Origin of the sequence: Paenibacillus sp. Cedars (assembly GCF_003184205.1) — a bacterium.
Taxonomy (GTDB): Bacteria; Bacillota; Bacilli; order Paenibacillales; family Paenibacillaceae; genus Paenibacillus_AQ; species Paenibacillus_AQ glucanolyticus.
In genome coordinates this window covers 3,150,489-3,169,104 of the sequence record NZ_CP020866.1, presented here as the reverse complement: position 1 = coordinate 3,169,104, position 18,616 = coordinate 3,150,489, and the positions used below count along the sequence as shown (strand labels likewise).

The window sequence follows — 18,616 nt, the reverse complement described above, 5'->3', positions numbered from 1 at the left end:
GGCCTAGCCGCCGAAAGGAGCACGAATTGTACCATGATGAAAAACAAGATGAAAGTTGCCTTATTTCTCGCCGCTACGATGATGATCGGATCCGCTAATGCTTATGCAGCAAGCACAACGGTACCGCAGACCAAGATCAAGCCTGCAGCAGCCTCTTCCGTGAAATCAGAGAAGTTGACGTCTTCGCTCGATGATCAAATTTATGAGCTGACCAAAGGACTTAAGCCGGGACAGATGGTTGCATACTATGCTGCCGACAAAGAATATAATCCATTGGATCAAATTTACTTTGCAAGCAAGGGTTTTGTTTACGATACGTATTCTGATTACTTGAAGAAGGCGAAGGCCATGGACGCCCCCGCGCTGACAAAACCGAATGTATTGCCCAAGGGCTATGTCTTCCAAAATGCCGTTCTATACTTAAAGAGCCCGGAAAAAACATCCGATCTCTATAAAAAGTTAGAGAAGGAACTGAAAGCAGAGGCCGCGAAAGGAAATAAAACGTTATACACCCAAGCAATACCTGACGTGAATGAAGCAACAGCAGTTGTTCTCAATTATGAGAAAGGCAGCGTGAAATTGGATGTCATTGCAAATTATATTCATCCGGCTCCGCCAATGAACGGAACTCCTGTACCGGCTGAGAAGCCAAACGAGAAAACAGAGACCATCGTCATCAACGGAGTGGAGTGCGTGTATACAGATGACTCCAAAGGGAGAGATCATTTGGATTGGGTAGATGAGGAAAGTCAGATTCGCTACACCATCTGGGCAGAAAGCGCCAAGTCGGACGTACTCAGTTTCGCGAAGAAAATGCTGGCGGATTAAGGTTTTTTCATTACATCGGATTTCCTGCCGCTTCCAAACGCCCGTTTGCTTTATTTTTTTCTCGAGAGTCTAGTCTCTTTGAATTATTGAGCATAGGATATGGTGTTCGGAAAAATAAAGGAGGTTAGACAAATGGGTGAAGTTGCTGGATATGGAGTTGGCGGTTACGGCGGAGGTTACGGATCCGTTGGTGCAGTACTGGTTCTCTTTATTCTCTTGGTAATCATTGTATCTGCATTCGGATTCGGATTCGGCGTTTAATAATTGAATACGGAAACCCACACCGGCTGCTCGGTGTGGGTTTCTTTTGTTATTGTACGGGCTTACATAGCAAGCTGTTTTGGCTTAGCAAACTATTTGGTTCTGTTACAGGAAAACGTTTACGCACCGACGAATATGATTTCTACATGACTTGAATTAGTCAGCTTAAGCTGAAGAACGGGGGCACGCATGAAATATGACGTGATTGTGGTGGGAGCCGGTCTATCCGGTCTGGTAGCAACCGCAGAGATGGCTGAGGCCGGGAAGAAAGTGCTGCTGCTTGATCAGGAGCCGGAAAGCTTCATTGGCGGGCAGGCATGGTGGTCTTTTGGCGGACTATTTCTCGTTGATTCACCAGAACAGCGAAGATTGGGAATCAAGGATTCCCGGGACCTTGCATGGCAGGATTGGGTTGGTTCCGCTGGCTTTGATCGGGATGAAGACGAAGATCTATGGGGTCGAAGGTGGGCGGAGGCTTATGTTCACTTTGCGGCAGGTGAGAAGCGGGCATGGCTTCACTCCCTGGGCGTACGATTCTTTCCGGTTGTAGGATGGGCAGAGCGCGGGGGATATTTGGCAGAGGGACACGGCAACTCCGTTCCCCGTTTTCATATTGTGTGGGGGACCGGTCCGGGAATTGTCAAGCCTTTTGAGTTCAGGGTTCGAGAGGCTATAAGCTCAGGACTGGTTGAATATCGGCCCCGGCATCAGGTGGATGAGCTTATGACGCATGATGGAGCGGTGATGGGTGTCAAAGGCTCGGTGTTAGCCCCAAGCCCGGTGTTGCGTGGCGAAAAAAGCTCGCGGGATGTAATTGGTGAATACGAGTGTTATGCAGAGGCCGTTGTTGTATCCAGTGGAGGAATCGGGGCCAACCATGAGTTGATCAGACAATTATGGCCGTCACGGCTTGGGAAGGCACCTCAAAATATGCTCTCCGGTGTCCCGGCTCATGTTGACGGACGCATGCTGGGAATCGCCGAGCAAGCAGGTGGCCGGATGGTCAACCGGGATCGAATGTGGCATTACACGGAAGGGATCCAGAATTGGGATCCAGTCTGGCCGATGCACGGAATTCGGATCTTGCCGGGTCCTTCATCTCTCTGGCTGGATGCAAGGGGGCAGCGGTTCCCGGCACCGAATTTTCCGGGCTTTGATACACTGGGAACGCTTAAAGCGATCCAGGATACAGGATATGATTACTCCTGGTTCATCTTAACCCGAAAAGTGATTGAGAAAGAATTCGCTCTGTCCGGCTCAGAGCAGAATCCCGATTTGACGGGGAAGAGCATACGTCAAGTGTTGGGAAGAGCAGGTGCCGGTACGCCGGGGCCGGTGCAGGCCTTCCTGGATCGGGGAGAGGATTTTGTCCAAGCGGGAACGTTGCCTGAGCTTGTAAGCAAGATGAACGAGCTTACGGGTCGCGGACTCATTCAATTGGCAGATATGGAGAGACAGGTTCTTGCGCGAGATCGGGAGATGGACAATAAATTCACAAAGGATTTGCAGATTACAGCCTTGCGGGGAGCAAGGAACTACATAGGGGATCGTCTAATCCGCGTTGCCAAGCCTCACAAATTTCTGGATCCTGCCAACGGTCCGTTGATTGCGGTGCGTCTGAACATTCTAAGCCGTAAAACCTTAGGTGGACTGCAGACGGATTTATCCGGTCGAGTGTTGAACGCCTCCGGCAAGCCTGTGCCAGGGCTTTATGCGGTCGGAGAAGCGGCGGGATTCGGAGGGGGAGGCTTGCACGGATACCGGGCGCTGGAGGGAACTTTCCTCGGAGGCTGTCTCTTTACGGGCAGACAGGCCGGAAGATCGATTGCGAGGTTGTGATTCGCTCAGAAGATGAAGAACAAGAGGATGGATGCAGTTGATGCAAACAGCATGCCGTATTCCGAAGATTGTTCATCTGATTTATTTTAATAAAGCTGTTTGTTCCCTTGAATTGTGATTCAATTGCTTATAGGTTATAGAAAGGAAAGAATACATTAAACTAAAATCAGCTTAGGAGAGGTAGCGTTATCACCATGATACATGAACTTGAACCAGCACAGTTTCATCGATGCCGAAATTTAGTGAATCGGGGGATGAACTTAGAGAGTAAGGCCATCATAGCAGGCATGAATCCGGGGAGGGTATTCGTTGATGACGTGGATCATCCACGGTCAGGCATGATATGGCAGGGTAATTTAGACGGTTTTCATTTTGTTGGGGATTCCGGAAATCCGGCATTCAATTACGAAATTCGGGCTTATATCGATACCATCATTACACCCCAAGCCGTAGAACTCGGTGTCGAGTGGTTTGAATGTCTCGGTGACCATCCGAGCTGGTACCGAGTTTTTCAAGAAGAGCTTTTTGCGGATCGGCATCTGGCGGGCTGGAATCAATATGTGTATAATCTGAATCCTGCAGACTTTCGCTCCATTCGTAGACCCGAGCTCGGAGCGGACTATGAAGTTCAGCAAGTGACTATGGAATTGCTCCGGAATCATCCAATGCAGCATCTTGAGATGATTGAGGCAACCATCGGGGAGTTTTGGCAGAGCCAGGAAGATTTTTTGGAAAACGGCCTGGGTTTCTGTGTACTTTATCATGGGCAGGTCGTAAGCTTGTGCATGACCGGTTTCAGATATCGGAATATACACGCCCTTGATATCAAGACCATGGAATCACATCGAGGGAACAAACTTGCGCAATGCGCGGTTTATGCTATGGTAGAGCATTGTTTGAGACATGATTTCATCCCTTATTGGGATTGCTCGGAAGGGAACCTGCCTTCAAACGGGATTGCACGTCGCATCGGTTTTCGAATAGAATTTGCTTATGAGGGATATGAATTTAACTTGGTTCCATCATGATTACTTACTAAAGGAGAAATGGGATGACACAAGAATCTTCATCTTCCGAAGCGGGAAATAAGCGAACACCAACGATTCAACGTTATGTGGGTTCTCCGAAGCTGCAGGAGCAGCTATATAAAAAGACACTTATTGTTGTCATTCTATCGCAAATATTCGGTGGTGCAGGGCTTGCGGCAGGCTTAACCGTCGGTGCCCTGCTGGCACAGGATATGCTGAAGACGGACAGCTACGCAGGAATCCCCGTTGCTCTCATTACAGTAGGCTCGGCACTTGGAGCGTGGTTTGTCGGACGCCTAACCCAGCGATGGGGCAGGGGGCCGGCCTTGGCTAGCGGTTTCCTCGCCGGTGGTGTTGCAGCTATCGGCATCATTATCGCGGCTGTTCATCAGAATATTTATCTGCTGTTCGCTTCGCTGCTGATTTATGGAGCAGGTACCGCTACGAATATGCAGGCCCGCTATGCAGGGACTGACCTGGCCAAACCTTCACAGCGGGCTGCAGCAGTCAGTATGGCGATGGTATCGACCACCTTCGGCGCCGTTGCAGGTCCCAATCTGGTCGGCGTCATGGGCAGAGTTGCGGAATCTATCGGTGTCCCTGCATTGGCAGGGCCGTTTATTCTTGCTGCGGGAGCCTTTATTCTTGCAGGTTTGATTCTTCTGTTATTCCTGCGTCCGGACCCGTATGGAATTGCCCAAGCGATAGAAGAGGCGAACATCCGCAACGTCGTTGATTCTTCGAATGAAGCTGTGAACAGATCCGAGCGAAATACACGGGGGATCTTGGTTGGAGCCTGTGTGATGATACTGACTCAAGTGGTGATGGTCTCCATTATGACCATGACGCCCGTTCATATGAAACATCACGGCCATGATTTGAATGCCGTCGGGTTAGTGATTGGAATCCATATCGGGGCAATGTATCTGCCCTCGCTGTTCACGGGTTTCCTTGTGGATAAAATCGGCCGGATTGCCATGTCCGTCACTGCCGGAATCGTGATGTTATGTTCGGGGATCCTCGCAGCAGTAGCTCCTTCGGAATCCATGGGACTCATCATAACGGCACTTGCCCTGCTTGGTCTAGGCTGGAACCTTGGCTTCATTAGCGGTACAGCGATGCTCATCGATGCAACGCCTGCTTCCACCCGTGCCAAGACACAAGGAACGGTGGATGTCTTGATTGCCTTAGCCGGAGCATCGGGTGGAGCTTTATCCGGCATGGTGGTAGCGAGCACCAGCTATGGGACACTCTCGATAGCAGGAGGATTGCTTGCGCTCGTGCTGATACCTGTATGTTTAAGCTCGATCAAAGCTCGCAAGGCTGCATCATCCCATAACGCGGCATCATAATAGAAACAGCCTCCTATCGCAGTCGATAGGAGGCTGTTTGGCAATGAATTTATGGCAGAATATTGCCTGCTGCACGGTAAATGGCATACCATTCTTCACGGGTCAATGTCACATCGCCGGCTTTAATGCAGTCCTTTAAACGGTTGATGTTCATTGTACCGATAATGGGCTGCATATGTGCAGGATGGCGGAGCAGCCATGAAATGGCAATCGTTGTGTTGCTTACGCTGTATTTTTCCGCAATTTCATCGATTTTCTTATTAAGCTCAGGGAATTTGTCGCTTCCAAGGAATACACCTTCAAAGAAACCATATTGGAAAGGCGACCAAGGCTGAATGGTTATATCATGAAGTCTGCAGAACTCGAGAATGCTGCCATCGCGGTTTACAGCAGCATCATTCTCCATATTGACGTTGATACCGCTTTGAATCATGGTTGTGTTCGTGATGCTGAGCTGCAGCTGGTTCGCCACGAGCGGCTGCTTCACGGCTTTTTTCAGTAACTGAATTTGCATCGGGTTCTGGTTGGATACACCAAAATGGCGCACTTTGCCGGAGCTTTCGAGTTTGTCAAAGGCTTCAGCAACCTCTTCGGGCTCAACAAGTGTATCTGGACGGTGAAGGAGAAGCACATCAAGATAATCGGTCTTCAGTCTCTTCAAAATTCCATCCACGGAGTTCAGGATATGCTCCTTGGAGAAATCGAACATGCCCTGACGAATCCCGCATTTGGATTGAAGAATGATCTTCTCGCGGATCTCTGCGTTCATATGTATGGCATCTGCAAAAATCTCTTCGCAAGCACCGCTGCCATAGATATCGGCATGATCGAAGAAGTTGGCTCCTTCCTCCAGCGCGCTTTGCACGAAGCGCTCGGCTTCTGCTTTTTCCAATGAATTTATTCGCATGCAACCAACGGCTACAACAGGTACTTCGAGTGAACTGCTTCCAAGCTTAATCGTTTTCATGATGAAATGCCTCCCATTCCTAATCGGCTTGAATATGCTTACACTGCTTATTGTGACATGCTTTGTGGGAAGTGTTCAAGCTTTATTTCAGTGAGTGTTGAGTTTGCGCCCAGGATGTGCAGGATTTCCTTCGATGCTCCCGAATTACATAGTTAATGTCAGAGGGAAACCAAATTCAGGAGGTAGAGGACAGTGGCAGCAGAAGTGACCAGGGTGTACAAAGAACATGTTCCATCAGCACGCTTGATCGGCAAACGGTATGGCGATGAGGACCGAGATGCAGCAGGAAGCTTTGCGGGGCGATGGGCGGAGTGGTTCCTCAATGGCTGGTTCGAAGAAATCGGAAAGCTCGGGGCGCTGCCGGAATCCGAGGGCTCTTCTTACGGCCTTATGCGTATGTATGGGGATCGGTTTGAGTATTGGATCGGCATGCTCTTCCCGACCAACACGGCGGCTCCTGACGGGTACCAGTACGAGGATCTGGCAGAAGGCGATGTAGGTGTGTGCTGGTTATACGGCAATGCAGATAACGGAGAGCTGTACGGCATGGACCCTCATAACTTATGCATGGCCAAAATCGCGGAACAAGGCTGGCAGCAGGGGGCGAATGCATGGTTCTTCGAGCGTTATCATCATCCCCGCTTCACGACACCCGATGAGAAGGGGAATGTGGTATTGGACTATGGTGTTTACGTGAAATAAGGGAAGAAACCCTTGTCCAGAAAAATCACTTGTATTGCGGATCTTTATTGTCTATAATAGACGCTGTGGGTCTATAATTGTCGAACCCAGCATGGCAAGATTGATAAACAAGCAAGAAGTTGTGACTTCTTGCACTCTAATTATGGATATTAAGAATCCAGGAAGGTGGCGTTACTAGATGAGTGAACCCATGTATGATGCAGTTATTATTGGAGGCGGACCAGCCGGATTAAGCGCGGCATTAGTATTGGGAAGAGCAAGAAAACAAGTGGTAGTGATTGATGAAGGCAGGCCGCGAAACAAGGTTACTCGTGAGACGCATGGTTTTTTGACCCGGGACGGTATTAGTCCAAGCGAGTTTCGGAGAATTGCCAAGGAACAGATTAGCGTTTATCCTTCGGTCCGGTTTGTAGAGGATACGGCTGCAGCCGTTACTGGGGTTGACGGTGATTTTCAGATTACAACGGGACAGGGAACGATATACCGCAGTAAAAAGCTGCTCTTCGCCGTTGGCAAAAAAGATTCCCCACTCGACATCAACGGGTTGGCTGACGTATATGGAAAAAGCGCATTTGTCTGCCCCTATTGTGATGGCTGGGAGCTGCGAGATCAGCCGCTGGTCGTGATTTCCAATGGTGCGGGAGCCTTTCACTTTGCCAAATTGATCGCAGGATGGAGCGAACGATATACAATTTGCACCAACGGTCCCGATGAATGGACGGAAGAGCAGCGTGAAGAGCTTAAGCAGCATAACATTCCCGTATTCAACGCCCCGATCGAGTCTATTGAATCGAGCGGCGGAATGGTGGAGCAGGTTGTGCTGGAGGACGGAACCCGCATCCCTTGCACAGGCATCTTCTTTGCGCCGAAGCTGGTGTCCGGCTCGGATCTCCCTGCATCCATCGGCTGCGAATTCAATGAAGCCGGAAGCATCGTCGTTGATGCATATGGTAAAACCAGCGTGCCTGGTGTCTATAGTGCCGGAGATGCAGCAACGGAGATGTACCAGGCCATTGCAGCTGCCTCGTCGGGCTCGATAGCCGCCGCTGGCCTGAACGGAGAGCTGCTTGCGGAGCGCTGGAATCGATAGAATTTGAACATACTGAAGCAGGCTTGGGCAGGGATCCAAGCCTGCTTTTTTCTTCCCAGAGGGGATTTTTTAATTATAAATGATTCTTATACTCCGGATTACGGCTGCTTCGGAGTAAGATGGAACTATCAAGTAAAAGGAAGGGTGTTATCGATGAGAAAAACAAAGGACGTCACCATGAATCACATTTGGAGGGGCATGAATAAGTAACCCTCCACTATAATGGAGGAGATGTATTTGAATTCTAGAACCAAAAAATTTTTGTCCTACTATAAACCCTATCTGGGGTTATTGTGTGTTGATTTGGCATGCGCCTTTGTTGTCTCAGCCATAACATTGATGCTTCCACTATGTATAAGATACATCACCATCAACGTGTTAGAAGGAAATTCGCCCCATCCGCTGAACCAAATCTATACGGTGGGGGCTGTCATGCTGGCCATGGTCATCATCCATACCTTGTGCGATATGTTCATTTCCTATAAAGGGCATATGATGGGGGCTTATATGGAGAGTGACATGAGAAGGGAACTGTTTGACCATTTTCAGAAGTTGTCGTTTAGCTTTTACGACGAGAACAAAACAGGACAGCTCATGACCCGCACCACCAATGACATTCTGTCGCTTACGGAACTGTACCATCATGGACCTGAAGATATCGTGATCTCCATTCTGAAGTTCCTTGGGGCATTCATCATTCTAATGTATATTGATGTGAAGCTTACCCTGATCGTATTTCTTTTTCTACCGTTCATGGCTGTGTTTGCTTTTTATTTCAACAAGAAGATGAATATTGCGCTGCGTGTAAGCAAGGATCGTATCGGTGATATCAATGAACAGGTGGAGGATTCCTTATCCGGCATCCGCGTGGTGAAGTCGTTTACGAATGAACTGGTGGAGAAGAAGAAGTTTGCCTATGCGAACGGGCGTTTTGTCGACAGCCGAAGGGAAGGATACAAGAGTGAAACGTACTTTCACGAAGGGTTGGTCGGTTTTACCCAACTCATTACGATAGCTGTCATTGTGTTTGGTGGAGCAGCGATTGTTGATGCCAAGCTAGCGCTTGCCGATTTGCTGACTTTTTTCCTCTGTATCGGCATCCTGATCGAGCCGATCCAGAGATTGGTTAATTTCGCAAGGCTGTATCAGGAGGGAATCACCGGATTTGACCGGTTTATGGAGATTCTGGAGGTGGAGCCGGATATTGAGGATTCCGTTGATGCCGCGGAGATTACGCAAGTTCGGGGGCGTGTGACGTTTCAGGACGTCAGCTTCAAGTACAAAGAGGACTATGGGTACGTGCTGAATCATGTGTCCCTGGATATCGAAGCCGGGGAATACGTTGCATTAGTAGGCCCCTCGGGAGTCGGAAAAACGACGTTATGTTCCTTAATTCCCCGTTTCTATGAAGTGAATGAAGGCCGTATCTTACTGGACGGACGAGATATCCGGGATATCACGCAGCGTTCATTAAGGAAGCATATCGGCATGGTCCAGCAGGATGTGTACTTGTTTGCCGGGTCCGTTTCCGATAATATCCGTTATGGCAGCATGGAGGCCGGCATGGATGAGATCATCGAAGCGGCGAAAAAAGCGAATGCCCATGATTTTATCATGGCATTGCCTGACGGGTATCATACGGATATCGGACAGCGCGGCGTTAAATTGTCCGGCGGACAGAAGCAGCGGCTGAGCATCGCCCGCGTGTTCTTGAAGAACCCGCCGATCCTTATCTTTGATGAAGCGACCAGTTCTCTGGATAATGAAAGCGAGAGAGCGGTTCAGGATTCACTGGAACGACTGAGTGATAACCGAACAACGCTTGTGATCGCACATCGCTTGTCAACTGTCCGGAATGCACAGCGAATCGTGGTATTGTCCCAGAATGGGATTGAAGAGGTGGGCACACATGAAGAGTTAATTGCCCGCAAGGGCGTTTATGCGAGTTTGTCTCATATGCAATTAACCATCTAGGCATGAAAAAAAGGCGATTTGTGAACGGTCAGCACCGTTTGCAAATCGCCTTTTAGATTTTTCGGGTCTATAATCTTTTGGTTCCTATACTGGAAACGAATTATCCTTGAAATGTTTTTCCAGGTTGTTGGTCTTCCACTTCTTTAATTGCATTATCCTCATCCTGTACTTCTTGTTTCGATGAACCAAACCATCCGATGACGGCAATCAGAACAAGAACAATATAGAACGATGCTTTCCAAATTGAGCTCTCTGGGAAGTGATGATCGATGAGGGCGACATCAGGGTGGGCAAGGGTGATGACAGCCAGCTTGACTCCGACCCAGCCTACAATGAGAAATGCTGCAACTTCAAGTCCCGGGCGCTGCTGAAGCAGCTTGACGAAGTAGGAGGCAGCAAAACGCATAATGATCAAACCGATAAATCCGCCCAGGAAGATGACGATGAATTGACCTCCGTCCAGACCTCCGATATTCGGCAGTCCGCTTGCCGGCAATGCTACAGCCAGTGCGACAGCTGCGAGGATTGAATCGACGGCAAACGCGATATCTGCCACTTCAACCTTGAATACGGTCATCCAGAATCCGGATTGTTTCTTAGGCTTGTCCGGCTTCGGCTTAGCATCTTCTGTCGGTTTCTTACCTTTGATAAAGTGCTTCAGGGTGTGATTGATCGAGATGTAGAGAAGATAAAGTGCGCCGATGGCCTGTACCTGCCATACGTCTACCAGGAACGAGATTAAGAACAGCGATCCTATACGGAATACAAAAGCTCCGAGCAATCCGTAAAACAATGCTTTCTTACGCTGGTCTTCTGGCAAGTGTTTTACCATAATGGCAAGGACAAGCGCATTATCTGCCGCCAGCAATCCTTCCAGTGCGATGAGTACTAACAGTACCCACCCATACTCCAATAAAAGCTCCATGCAACTTCCTCCTTGTTGTAGTATTGAAGGCATAAAAAGACCTCCACCGGCAGGTGAAGGTCTCTAATAATAAAGAGACCTTCACCACAGTGTGTGTGGTAAAGGTCTCGCAAACAACGTAAAGTTGCCAACAAAGCCGGGGAATTATCCCGTAATGACGACTCTGCTGTGACAGCTACTCCCCTTTAATCACGTTCCTGCATAACTGATATCGTCATCAGTTAAGCCGTGATATAAAGATATAGATTTTTGCGTAAGAAGTCAAGGTTTTTTTGCTATTCTATCATGATTGCAGCATAAATCAAGAGAAGGTCCTTGCTTAAGCGGCAGTGTTCTCTTTCTTAATACGGGGTCTGTTCCTCATGTTGGAACGCTTCAACGTGTTCACTTCAACACTCGCTATGACAACACTAAGAAACACAAGCGCTGCGCCAAAGTACTGAACGGAGTTCATGATCTCATGAGCAAACCAGAATCCGAACATGGCTGCGAACACAGGCTCCAATGAGAATACGAGTCCGGTTCGTGTAGCGGTTGTGTACTTCTGGGCGATAGTCTGGAGGATAAAGCCTAAGGCGCTGCAGACCACACTGAGCACAAGGATAGCGATCCATCCATGGGTTGTGCTTGGCAATACCGGAGTTTCCAAGATAAGCGACATGACAAACGCATACAAGCCGGTAAATCCGAGCTGCAGAATGCCAAGGCTAAGTGTATCGACCTTCTGTGCGGCCGAGCTTACCACATTGATGTGAAGGGCATAACATAATGCCGCCGCTATGCAGAACAGGTCTCCGATTTTAAACGTAAAAGGAAGCTGTATCGTCAGGAGGGCAATACCTGTTAAAGCCAACAGGATACTTGCGATCAGTTTCTTCTCTATTTTCTTCTTAAATAGGAACGTATGTATTAAGGGTACAAACACTACCGTTAAGCTGATCAGGAATCCAGCATTGGATGTTGTCGTTGTCTTCAAGCCAAAGGTAAGCGCTGTGAACATTATAAACAAGATAGAGCCCAGAAGCATGGCATAACGAATGGTCCTCAAGTTAACCTGGCGCAAGCGGGGGTGAAAAATGGCTGCTGCAAGTATAAAGGCCAATCCAAATCGCAGGGCAATCAAGTTAAATTCTCCTAGTGTATCCAGTCCCATTTTCATAAAAAGATAGGACGAGCCCCAACAAATGGTGATAAACAAAATCATAAGATCGGCCTTCAGCGGTTTCAAGTCTATTTCCTCCTTCTAATGATTGAACAGAATCAGTATACTCACGTACAATAGACAAGTAAAACGAATGTTTCTTATGATAAACATGAGTAAATCTAATGGAATATCCATCTGGAGGAATCCCCCTTGAGCATGAATAAATTTAAAGTATTGATGAAGGTCGTCGAGCTGGGAAGCCTGACAAAAGCCGCCGAAGCGATGGGATTTACGCAGTCCGGTGTCAGTCATATGATCAACAGCCTGGAGGATGAGTTTGGTTTCACGCTGTTGATTCGCAGCCGTTCTGGAACGAAGCTGACGACCAATGGCGAGGAGATTGTAAAGACGATACGGGAAATATTGAAGTGGAATGAGCATCTGGATCAAAAAGTGGCCTCCATTCATGGAATCGAACTGGGTACCATTCATATAGGAACCTTCACAAGTGTTGCTGTGCACTGGCTGCCGAGTATTATTAAGGATTTTCAACAGGATTATCCCCATATCGAGATTCGTTTGGCAGAAGGAGACTATCGGGAGATTGAGGATTGGATCGCAGAGGGCAGGATTGACTGCGGCTTTCTCTCGCTTCCAACGTGGGATGTATTCGATGCGATGCCGCTGCATCAAGATCCGATGCTGGTGCTGCTGCCCATGGAGCACCCTCTTAGCTCACAGGCCTCGATTCGTTTATCTCAGATTGAGAATGAGCCGTTTATCATGCCCAGCAAAGGCTCCGACGATGATGTGAATCGCGTATTGGAGAGAGCCTCAACGAAGCCGGATATTAAATATACCGTTGGAGATGATTATGCCATTATGGCCATGGTGGAGAAGGGGCTTGGCATCAGTATTCTTCCGGAACTGGTCCTGCGCGGGCAACGACGCAATATACGCCTAGTTGAGCTGCAGGAGCCCTATTTTCGCTCACTGGGGATTGCGGTTAGCTCTATGAGAGAAATGTCCCCGGCTACGAAACGATTCTTAAATTATGTTAAGAATTATCCAAAGCTGTAGCTGTGCTGTCATGCAGAATATGCCCAAAATAGGCTCTAATCCGGCAGGCCCCGTCCATCATATGATGGCGGGTTCATTTTATTGTGACGGATGAATCTATGATCATGCAGCTCATGAATATAAAGTCGTGTCACAAAATAGCAAGTTGGGATTGTTATATAGGTAAACAAAGAAGGAGGTGAGCTCGCTTGCAGCCAACCATCCCCGGGGAAGCGGAAGGAAAACGGAACGCCATTGAAGCGGTCATAGAACAGATCCAAGCAGGAGATAAACAATCCTATCATGCGATCATTATCCAGTTTGAACGGCAGATGTACACATACTGCTACTATATTCTGAAGAATCATGCGGAGACTGAGGATGCCGTACAGGAAATTTTCATTCGTGCCTATGAACATCTTCATCAGTACAAGAGGCAAGTATCCTTCTCTGCATGGCTGTACAAAATGGCCTATCATCATCTAATCAATATCAAGAAGAAGCAGAGCCGTTTTCTCAACCTGATCGAGCATTGTAAAGAGCAGCAGCCGGTTATGCAAATATCTCAGCACGAGTCGGTTGTGTACGAGCTGTTGACTTACCTTACAGCCGAAGAGCGCCATATCTTGCTATTGAAGGCCGTAGAACAGTATACCTTCGAGGAAATAAGCGAGATTATGGGACTCAAATCAGCAACGGTACGGAAGAAGTATGAACGCTTACGCCATAAACTGATGGACCGAATAAGCCAAAAAGGAGCGGTGGCACATGAGACAGTTGCCGGAACAAACGGAATTCGCTGAGATGGATGCAATTGAACAAATGGTTCGTGAATCCAATTTTCCGAAGCAGAGTATGAGTTATCAAATTATGAATCAGATTGGAGATCGTGACATGACAAGAGTATCAACCAAACAAAAACCGAATGTATTAAGAAAGACATTACTCGTTGCATCTGTTACAGCTGTACTAGGGGGGACCGTGATTGGCACGGGGTTCGTATCGCCGGCGATGGCGGCAACCCTTAAGCAAATTCCTATGATTGGCCTGCTTTTTGAAGGAACGAGCCATGAGGCTGTCGATGCAGCTATACAACAAGGGATCATATCGGAGCCTAACCTGAGTGTTACTCACGAGGGTGTAACATTGAAGGTAGCTGACTTACTGTATGATGGCACCCGTCTATCCTTTGTTCTGGAGCGTGATGGGGTAGATTTGCCGAATACAGCTTCGCCGTACTTAGCTGAGGGTGCAAAGATCATTGGAAATCCCGATAGCGATTATATCAAGTCGAGGCAGGTTGCTAAGGAAGATCAGATGAAAGGATACATTGAAACACCCAAAATTCTGGTCAACGGACAGGAAGTGAAATCGGGCGAAGGAGTCTTCGGAGACCACCCGAGACTGGAGAATACGTATGTCGTTGAGCTTACTAAAGATCTGCAGCTGCCGGATCAGTTTGAGTTGACCATTCAGACCCGTGTTACCCGGGTAGACGAGAGCTTTGACTTCACAATTCCTGTGAGTGTCACTAATAAATCTGTTGTCCTGAAGCCGAATGTTTCGAAATCAGATGGGCAGTTCAGTTATACCGTCAAGCAGCTGGATATGTCCCCCGTGTCGACTCGCCTGGTGCTGGACAGTAAGGGCGCCGTGCCGGCATCTTCACAGCAGGAGGGCAATTACAGTGCAAGCATGGTCTATTATGAGCTGGTAGATGACCAAGGCAACGTTCTGACTCCTAGAAAATTCGATTACTTTAACAGCAAACCACTAACCGAGTACCATATCGATCAGCTGTTCAGCCCGGTTAAGGGAACTCCTAAATCCATTACCATCAAGCCGTTTACGCTCACCGTAAACAACAAGGACTGGAGCGTTATCGGCCAAGGAGAGAACAGCTATGGCGATAAAACCTATCTGAAGGATCTGGAAATGACAATTCCTCTTAAGCCATAACAACAAAAAGCGAGGCCCGATAAATCTCCGGGCCTCGCTTTTTACTTCAGGATTAAAGATTAACGCAACGTTTTCAGTGCTCCGCTCCAAGCAAGCACTTGATCCAGCATACCGTTAAGGTTTACGAGATGCAGATCAGCTGGCTTAAAGGCCATTTCAGGTGTAAATGGATTTTCGAAATCAGTGAAGAGGGACAGAGCAGGGTGAACGCGAACATCCGCTACAGACAGCTCGCCCAGGATTCCACGCAAATGTTCGGCAGCACGAGCGCCACCAACAGATCCATAACTTACGATACCTGCAGCCTTGTCGTTCCATGCCTCACGAGCGTAATCGAGCGCATTTTTCAAAGAGGCTGAAATACTGTGATTATATTCTTGGACGATAAATACAAAGCCGTCCAAGCTGGCAAGTTTCGTATTCCAAGCCGTTGCTTGTTCAGTAGCATCCTCTTCGCCCAACAAAGGAAGTTTGTAGTCAGCGATATCCACGATCTCATAATTGGCGTCTCCACGCTGATCCGCGATGTTTTTTACCCACTCACCAACTTGTGGACTTAAACGTCCTTGACGAGTACTACCTAGAATAATACCGATATTTAATTTTGACAATGATCTTACCTCCCGAATTGTTCTTGATTTATTTTTTCGTGATGTGTTTGCTTTTTTGCATGAGCTAATAATAATCTTAGTCGGTTAACTTTGTCAAGTAGCTTACAAAAAGTTTGTTCGAAAAATGATTACTTTAGCTGTCATGAGTATCTTGAAGTAATTCACGATGCTATATTAGTATAATAGAGAATAAGTTTTAAACATATCCACATTATGGATATTATTGCATTTTATTTCTACGAAGTTTAGGAGTGGGCCCATGGTAATAAAAGTCGATGATCTTACAGGATCCGCAATTATCCAATTGGTGAGTGAACATCTGCAGGGAATGACAGAGCATTCCCCACCGGAAAGCATACATGCTCTGAATCTTGAGGAATTGAAGCAGCCGGAAATTACGTTCTGGAGCCTGTGGGAGCACGATGAATTAATGGGCTGCGGAGCACTTAAAGAGCTTGACGGTACACATGGCGAAGTCAAATCCATGCGGACGTCAACCTCCCATTTGCGAAAGGGCGTTGCCAGACGACTCCTTGAGCACATCATAGAAGAGGCGGAGCGCCGCGGTTATAAGAGGATCAGTTTGGAAACGGGGTCCATGGATGCATTTGAACCGGCAAGAAGACTTTATGCCAGCTTCGGATTTCAATATGGCGAGCCTTTCTCGGATTATACAGAAGACCCGAACAGTGTGTTTATGACCAAAGAATTGCAAGGCAGGTAGACTGCTAACCAGATTACATAAAATATAATCGGTTGAGGTGAAACTGTGATGGAACTTAGACAATTGAGATCTGACGAATTTGAAATCAGTACGAAATTATCCGAATATGCCTTTCAATATACGCTGACGCCTGAGCAAAGAGAGTCCTCTCTGAAGCATTTTAAGCCTGAACGATTCTGGGGAATCTTTGATGGGGAAGAACTGCAAGCGAAGCTGACCATCATTCCGCTGCAGGTTTATATGCAAGGGAAGATTCTTGATATGGGCGGTATTGCCGGTGTGGCTACATGGCCGGAGAACCGCAGACAGGGACATGTATCTACATTGCTCAAGCATGCATTGCAGGAGATGAAGAACAACGGCCAGACTCTGTCCTTCCTGCATCCGTTCTCAATCCCGTTTTATCGTAAATTCGGATGGGAACTTTTCGCAGAGTATAAGAAGTATGTCATCCCGGCAGCTAAATTCCCGCGCAAAGCGGAGATGCCTGGCCGGATTGTCAGAGGCGTAGACGATATCCCTACGCTGGATGGCATATATCAAGCCTATGTCAGCCGATATCACGGTACCCTTGTGCGCGATGAAGGTTGGTGGAAAAGATTCGTCCTGCAGGGTGATGGACACAGCGTTGTGTATTACTCTGCCGAAGGCAAGCCGACGGGATATGCGTTATATGAGTTAAAAGACAAAGAACTTGTGTGTGACGAGTTTGTTTACCTGAATGAAGAAGCGCGAACCGCGTTATGGACTTTTTTTGCCAACCATGATTCCAGGATTGAACAAGTCAACATGGTGATGGTGCCCATGGATGATCAGCTGCCGTTCATGCTGCCAGATCCGCGGATTACGCAGGAGATTATCCCTTACTTCATGGCGCGTATCGTGGATTTGAAATCCTTCGTGGAGCAGTACGCTTTCGAAGCGCAAGCTCATCATACAGCTGAGTTGACCGTGGAGGTGGAAGATCCTGCAGCACCTTGGAATGCGGGTCTGTGGAAGCTGTCGGTCAATGAAGAGGGGAGAGCGAAGCTGTTGGAGCTTCCTTCAGATTATGAGGGTCCGGTTGATCTGTCCACTGATATTCAGAGTCTGTCTGCACTCTTTATGGGATACAAAAGGCCACAGGCTTTACATGCCATTCATCGGCTAACTGGAAACCCGGCAGCAGCAGCCCAATTGGAATCGATGATTCCTGCAGGGCAAACCTATCTCCTGGACTTCTTTTGAGACAGGGAGACGACTCAATGATTCGCAGACTTTTCCCTGAAGAACTGGAAATTATCCTGGCATCTATAAATAGAGAACGGCATTTTTTGTATTATTCTTACCTTACGTTCCGGAAAAAGCATACGGTTCATTACGGGCATTTCTCGGAACATGGGGAGCTGCTGGGAGTGGCAGCCTATCTGAAAGGACTGCCTTTCAATGCCTTTTCGGTTTATCCAGTACAGAAATCGTTCCGGCCTCAGCCAGTGTTGGCCCTAATGAAGCAAGAATTGGGTATTCCCGACGGTGCAGTTGGAAGTTTTATTGTGAGTAAGGACAGATGGGCGCTTCTTAGCTTAAAGATGGATGTTACGAAACCTCCCAAGGGAATTTGGTTGATGAAACACCAGCATCCCGGAGATTTGCCGTCACAGGACGAGGCTGTGTTTCGTTTAGGGCCGTCATATTTTGAGCAGATCGAGTCGATAATGACAGAGCTGGACACAATGGCTTTTGCAAGAGAGGAATTGCAGAATCCTTTTTACGGCGTAGTGCATGATCAGGAGCTGATCGCGGTTGGCGGGTACCATATCTACAGCGAGGATTATGTCGAACTGGGAAATATAGGAACGGAACCTGCGTGGAGAAGGCAAGGATACGGGAAAAAGGTATCTGCAGCCTTGACCCGCGAAGGGAGAGCAATCACCTCAGACGTGTATCTGAATGTTCTGGAGGACAACCTAAACGCGGTGCGGCTATATCAGTCGCTGGGATATGAAGCCATTTGTGAGCAGTACCTTGTTGAATTCGCTTTGTAGCGGGATGGATACAGAGTCGTGGATGTGCGAGAAAGTCGCTGGATGCAGCGGCTTTTTTTTCATCTAGAGTTACGGCTTCATTTAGGATGAAATTCATTTTTTTCATAAAATTAAGGCTTGAAAGCGACG

General features: G+C 47.8%; 18 protein-coding genes. 14 read left to right on the top strand and 4 right to left on the bottom strand.

Going from position 1 to position 18,616, the window contains the following annotated elements; genetic code table 11:
- Positions 1 to 33 precede the first annotated feature (33 nt).
- From B9D94_RS16090 to B9D94_RS16075, 5 genes are all read left to right on the top strand, one after another.
- Positions 34 to 828, top strand: a complete 795-nt coding sequence (locus B9D94_RS16090; RefSeq protein WP_036638288.1) for a hypothetical protein — start codon at positions 34 to 36, stop codon at positions 826 to 828.
- 132 nt (positions 829 to 960) lie between these two features.
- Entirely contained in the window at positions 961 to 1,089 is a 129-nt protein-coding gene (locus B9D94_RS31260) for a hypothetical protein (RefSeq protein WP_006209929.1), read from the top strand.
- A 189-nt stretch (positions 1,090 to 1,278) separates the two neighbouring features.
- On the top strand, positions 1,279 to 2,928 hold the full coding sequence (locus B9D94_RS16085; protein ID WP_148247490.1) for an FAD-binding dehydrogenase: 1,650 nt from the start codon (positions 1,279 to 1,281) through the stop codon (positions 2,926 to 2,928).
- Between the two features lie 254 nt (positions 2,929 to 3,182).
- Complete coding sequence (locus tag B9D94_RS16080) at positions 3,183 to 3,956, top strand: GNAT family N-acetyltransferase (RefSeq protein ID WP_172963955.1); 774 nt, start codon at positions 3,183 to 3,185, stop codon at positions 3,954 to 3,956.
- A gap of 23 nt (positions 3,957 to 3,979) precedes the next feature.
- Positions 3,980 to 5,308 carry an MFS transporter gene (locus tag B9D94_RS16075; protein WP_148247488.1) on the top strand — a complete coding sequence of 443 codons (1,329 nt, stop codon included), beginning with the start codon at positions 3,980 to 3,982 and terminating at the stop codon, positions 5,306 to 5,308.
- Between the two features lie 49 nt (positions 5,309 to 5,357).
- On the opposite strand, the gene B9D94_RS16070 is transcribed toward B9D94_RS16075, so the two are convergent.
- Positions 5,358 to 6,275 carry an aldo/keto reductase gene (locus B9D94_RS16070; protein WP_148247487.1) on the bottom strand — a complete coding sequence of 306 codons (918 nt, stop codon included), beginning with the start codon at positions 6,273 to 6,275 and terminating at the stop codon, positions 5,358 to 5,360.
- A gap of 192 nt (positions 6,276 to 6,467) precedes the next feature.
- Between B9D94_RS16070 and B9D94_RS16065 the strand changes: the two genes are divergently transcribed.
- The 3 genes from B9D94_RS16065 (at position 6,468) to B9D94_RS16055 (ending at position 10,041) form a co-directional block, all read left to right on the top strand.
- The gene (locus B9D94_RS16065; RefSeq protein WP_148247486.1) at positions 6,468 to 6,977 is read left to right on the top strand and encodes an AraC family transcriptional regulator; all 510 of its coding nucleotides are present in this window, start codon (positions 6,468 to 6,470) and stop codon (positions 6,975 to 6,977) included.
- 178 nt (positions 6,978 to 7,155) lie between these two features.
- Positions 7,156 to 8,067 carry an NAD(P)/FAD-dependent oxidoreductase gene (locus tag B9D94_RS16060; RefSeq protein ID WP_063479359.1) on the top strand — a complete coding sequence of 304 codons (912 nt, stop codon included), beginning with the start codon at positions 7,156 to 7,158 and terminating at the stop codon, positions 8,065 to 8,067.
- 237 nt (positions 8,068 to 8,304) lie between these two features.
- Positions 8,305 to 10,041, top strand: coding sequence for an ABC transporter ATP-binding protein (locus tag B9D94_RS16055; protein WP_148247485.1), 1,737 nt, complete (start codon positions 8,305 to 8,307; stop codon positions 10,039 to 10,041).
- Positions 10,042 to 10,141: 100 nt separating this feature from the next.
- Here the strand turns inward: B9D94_RS16055 and B9D94_RS16050 are convergent, their stop codons facing one another.
- Entirely contained in the window at positions 10,142 to 10,966 is an 825-nt protein-coding gene (locus B9D94_RS16050; RefSeq protein ID WP_006209941.1) for a TerC family protein, read from the bottom strand.
- A 319-nt stretch (positions 10,967 to 11,285) separates the two neighbouring features.
- Complete coding sequence (locus tag B9D94_RS16045; protein ID WP_148247484.1) at positions 11,286 to 12,194, bottom strand: DMT family transporter; 909 nt, start codon at positions 12,192 to 12,194, stop codon at positions 11,286 to 11,288.
- A 126-nt stretch (positions 12,195 to 12,320) separates the two neighbouring features.
- Here B9D94_RS16045 and B9D94_RS16040 point away from each other — a divergent pair, with 126 nt between their 5' ends.
- From B9D94_RS16040 to B9D94_RS16030, 3 genes are all read left to right on the top strand, one after another.
- A complete protein-coding gene (locus B9D94_RS16040; RefSeq protein WP_036638272.1) occupies positions 12,321 to 13,190 on the top strand; it encodes a LysR family transcriptional regulator in 870 nt (289 codons plus the stop codon).
- 188 nt (positions 13,191 to 13,378) lie between these two features.
- A complete protein-coding gene (locus tag B9D94_RS16035) occupies positions 13,379 to 13,972 on the top strand; it encodes an RNA polymerase sigma factor (protein ID WP_006209946.1) in 594 nt (197 codons plus the stop codon).
- The gene (locus tag B9D94_RS16030) at positions 13,938 to 15,128 is read left to right on the top strand and encodes a DUF4179 domain-containing protein (RefSeq protein ID WP_006209947.1); all 1,191 of its coding nucleotides are present in this window, start codon (positions 13,938 to 13,940) and stop codon (positions 15,126 to 15,128) included. The genes B9D94_RS16035 and B9D94_RS16030 overlap by 35 nt, the downstream gene beginning before the upstream one ends.
- Positions 15,129 to 15,187: 59 nt before the next feature.
- Here the strand turns inward: B9D94_RS16030 and B9D94_RS16025 are convergent, their stop codons facing one another.
- Positions 15,188 to 15,739 carry an NADPH-dependent FMN reductase gene (locus tag B9D94_RS16025; RefSeq protein ID WP_036638265.1) on the bottom strand — a complete coding sequence of 184 codons (552 nt, stop codon included), beginning with the start codon at positions 15,737 to 15,739 and terminating at the stop codon, positions 15,188 to 15,190.
- Between the two features lie 259 nt (positions 15,740 to 15,998).
- Here B9D94_RS16025 and B9D94_RS16020 point away from each other — a divergent pair, with 259 nt between their 5' ends.
- From B9D94_RS16020 to B9D94_RS16010, 3 genes are read left to right on the top strand one after another with little or no spacing between them, the layout of a single operon-like run.
- The gene (locus B9D94_RS16020) at positions 15,999 to 16,463 is read left to right on the top strand and encodes a GNAT family N-acetyltransferase (protein WP_006209949.1); all 465 of its coding nucleotides are present in this window, start codon (positions 15,999 to 16,001) and stop codon (positions 16,461 to 16,463) included.
- 48 nt (positions 16,464 to 16,511) lie between these two features.
- Positions 16,512 to 17,690: a GNAT family N-acetyltransferase gene (eis, locus tag B9D94_RS16015; protein ID WP_148247483.1), complete on the top strand. Its 1,179-nt coding sequence runs from the start codon at positions 16,512 to 16,514 to the stop codon at positions 17,688 to 17,690.
- Positions 17,691 to 17,707: 17 nt separating this feature from the next.
- Positions 17,708 to 18,487, top strand: a complete 780-nt coding sequence (locus B9D94_RS16010; RefSeq protein WP_148247482.1) for a GNAT family N-acetyltransferase — start codon at positions 17,708 to 17,710, stop codon at positions 18,485 to 18,487.
- The last annotated feature ends 129 nt before the right edge of the window (positions 18,488 to 18,616 follow it).

Bases quoted from the DNA above. Each gene is read 5' to 3' on its own strand.
- B9D94_RS16085 (WP_148247490.1), top strand. From the start codon at position 1,279: ATGAAATATGACGTGATTGTGGTGGGAGCCGGTCTATCCGGTCTGGTA.
- B9D94_RS16090 (WP_036638288.1), top strand. From the start codon at position 34: ATGATGAAAAACAAGATGAAAGTTGCCTTATTTCTCGCCGCTACGATG.
- B9D94_RS16010 (WP_148247482.1), top strand. From the start codon at position 17,708: ATGATTCGCAGACTTTTCCCTGAAGAACTGGAAATTATCCTGGCATCT.
- eis (WP_148247483.1), top strand. From the start codon at position 16,512: ATGGAACTTAGACAATTGAGATCTGACGAATTTGAAATCAGTACGAAA.
- B9D94_RS16030 (WP_006209947.1), top strand. From the start codon at position 13,938: ATGAGACAGTTGCCGGAACAAACGGAATTCGCTGAGATGGATGCAATT.
- B9D94_RS31260 (WP_006209929.1), top strand. From the start codon at position 961: ATGGGTGAAGTTGCTGGATATGGAGTTGGCGGTTACGGCGGAGGTTAC.
- B9D94_RS16050 (WP_006209941.1), bottom strand. From the start codon at position 10,966: ATGGAGCTTTTATTGGAGTATGGGTGGGTACTGTTAGTACTCATCGCA.
- B9D94_RS16080 (WP_172963955.1), top strand. From the start codon at position 3,183: ATGAACTTAGAGAGTAAGGCCATCATAGCAGGCATGAATCCGGGGAGG.
- B9D94_RS16075 (WP_148247488.1), top strand. From the start codon at position 3,980: ATGACACAAGAATCTTCATCTTCCGAAGCGGGAAATAAGCGAACACCA.
- B9D94_RS16070 (WP_148247487.1), bottom strand. From the start codon at position 6,275: ATGAAAACGATTAAGCTTGGAAGCAGTTCACTCGAAGTACCTGTTGTA.
- B9D94_RS16060 (WP_063479359.1), top strand. From the start codon at position 7,156: ATGAGTGAACCCATGTATGATGCAGTTATTATTGGAGGCGGACCAGCC.
- B9D94_RS16020 (WP_006209949.1), top strand. From the start codon at position 15,999: ATGGTAATAAAAGTCGATGATCTTACAGGATCCGCAATTATCCAATTG.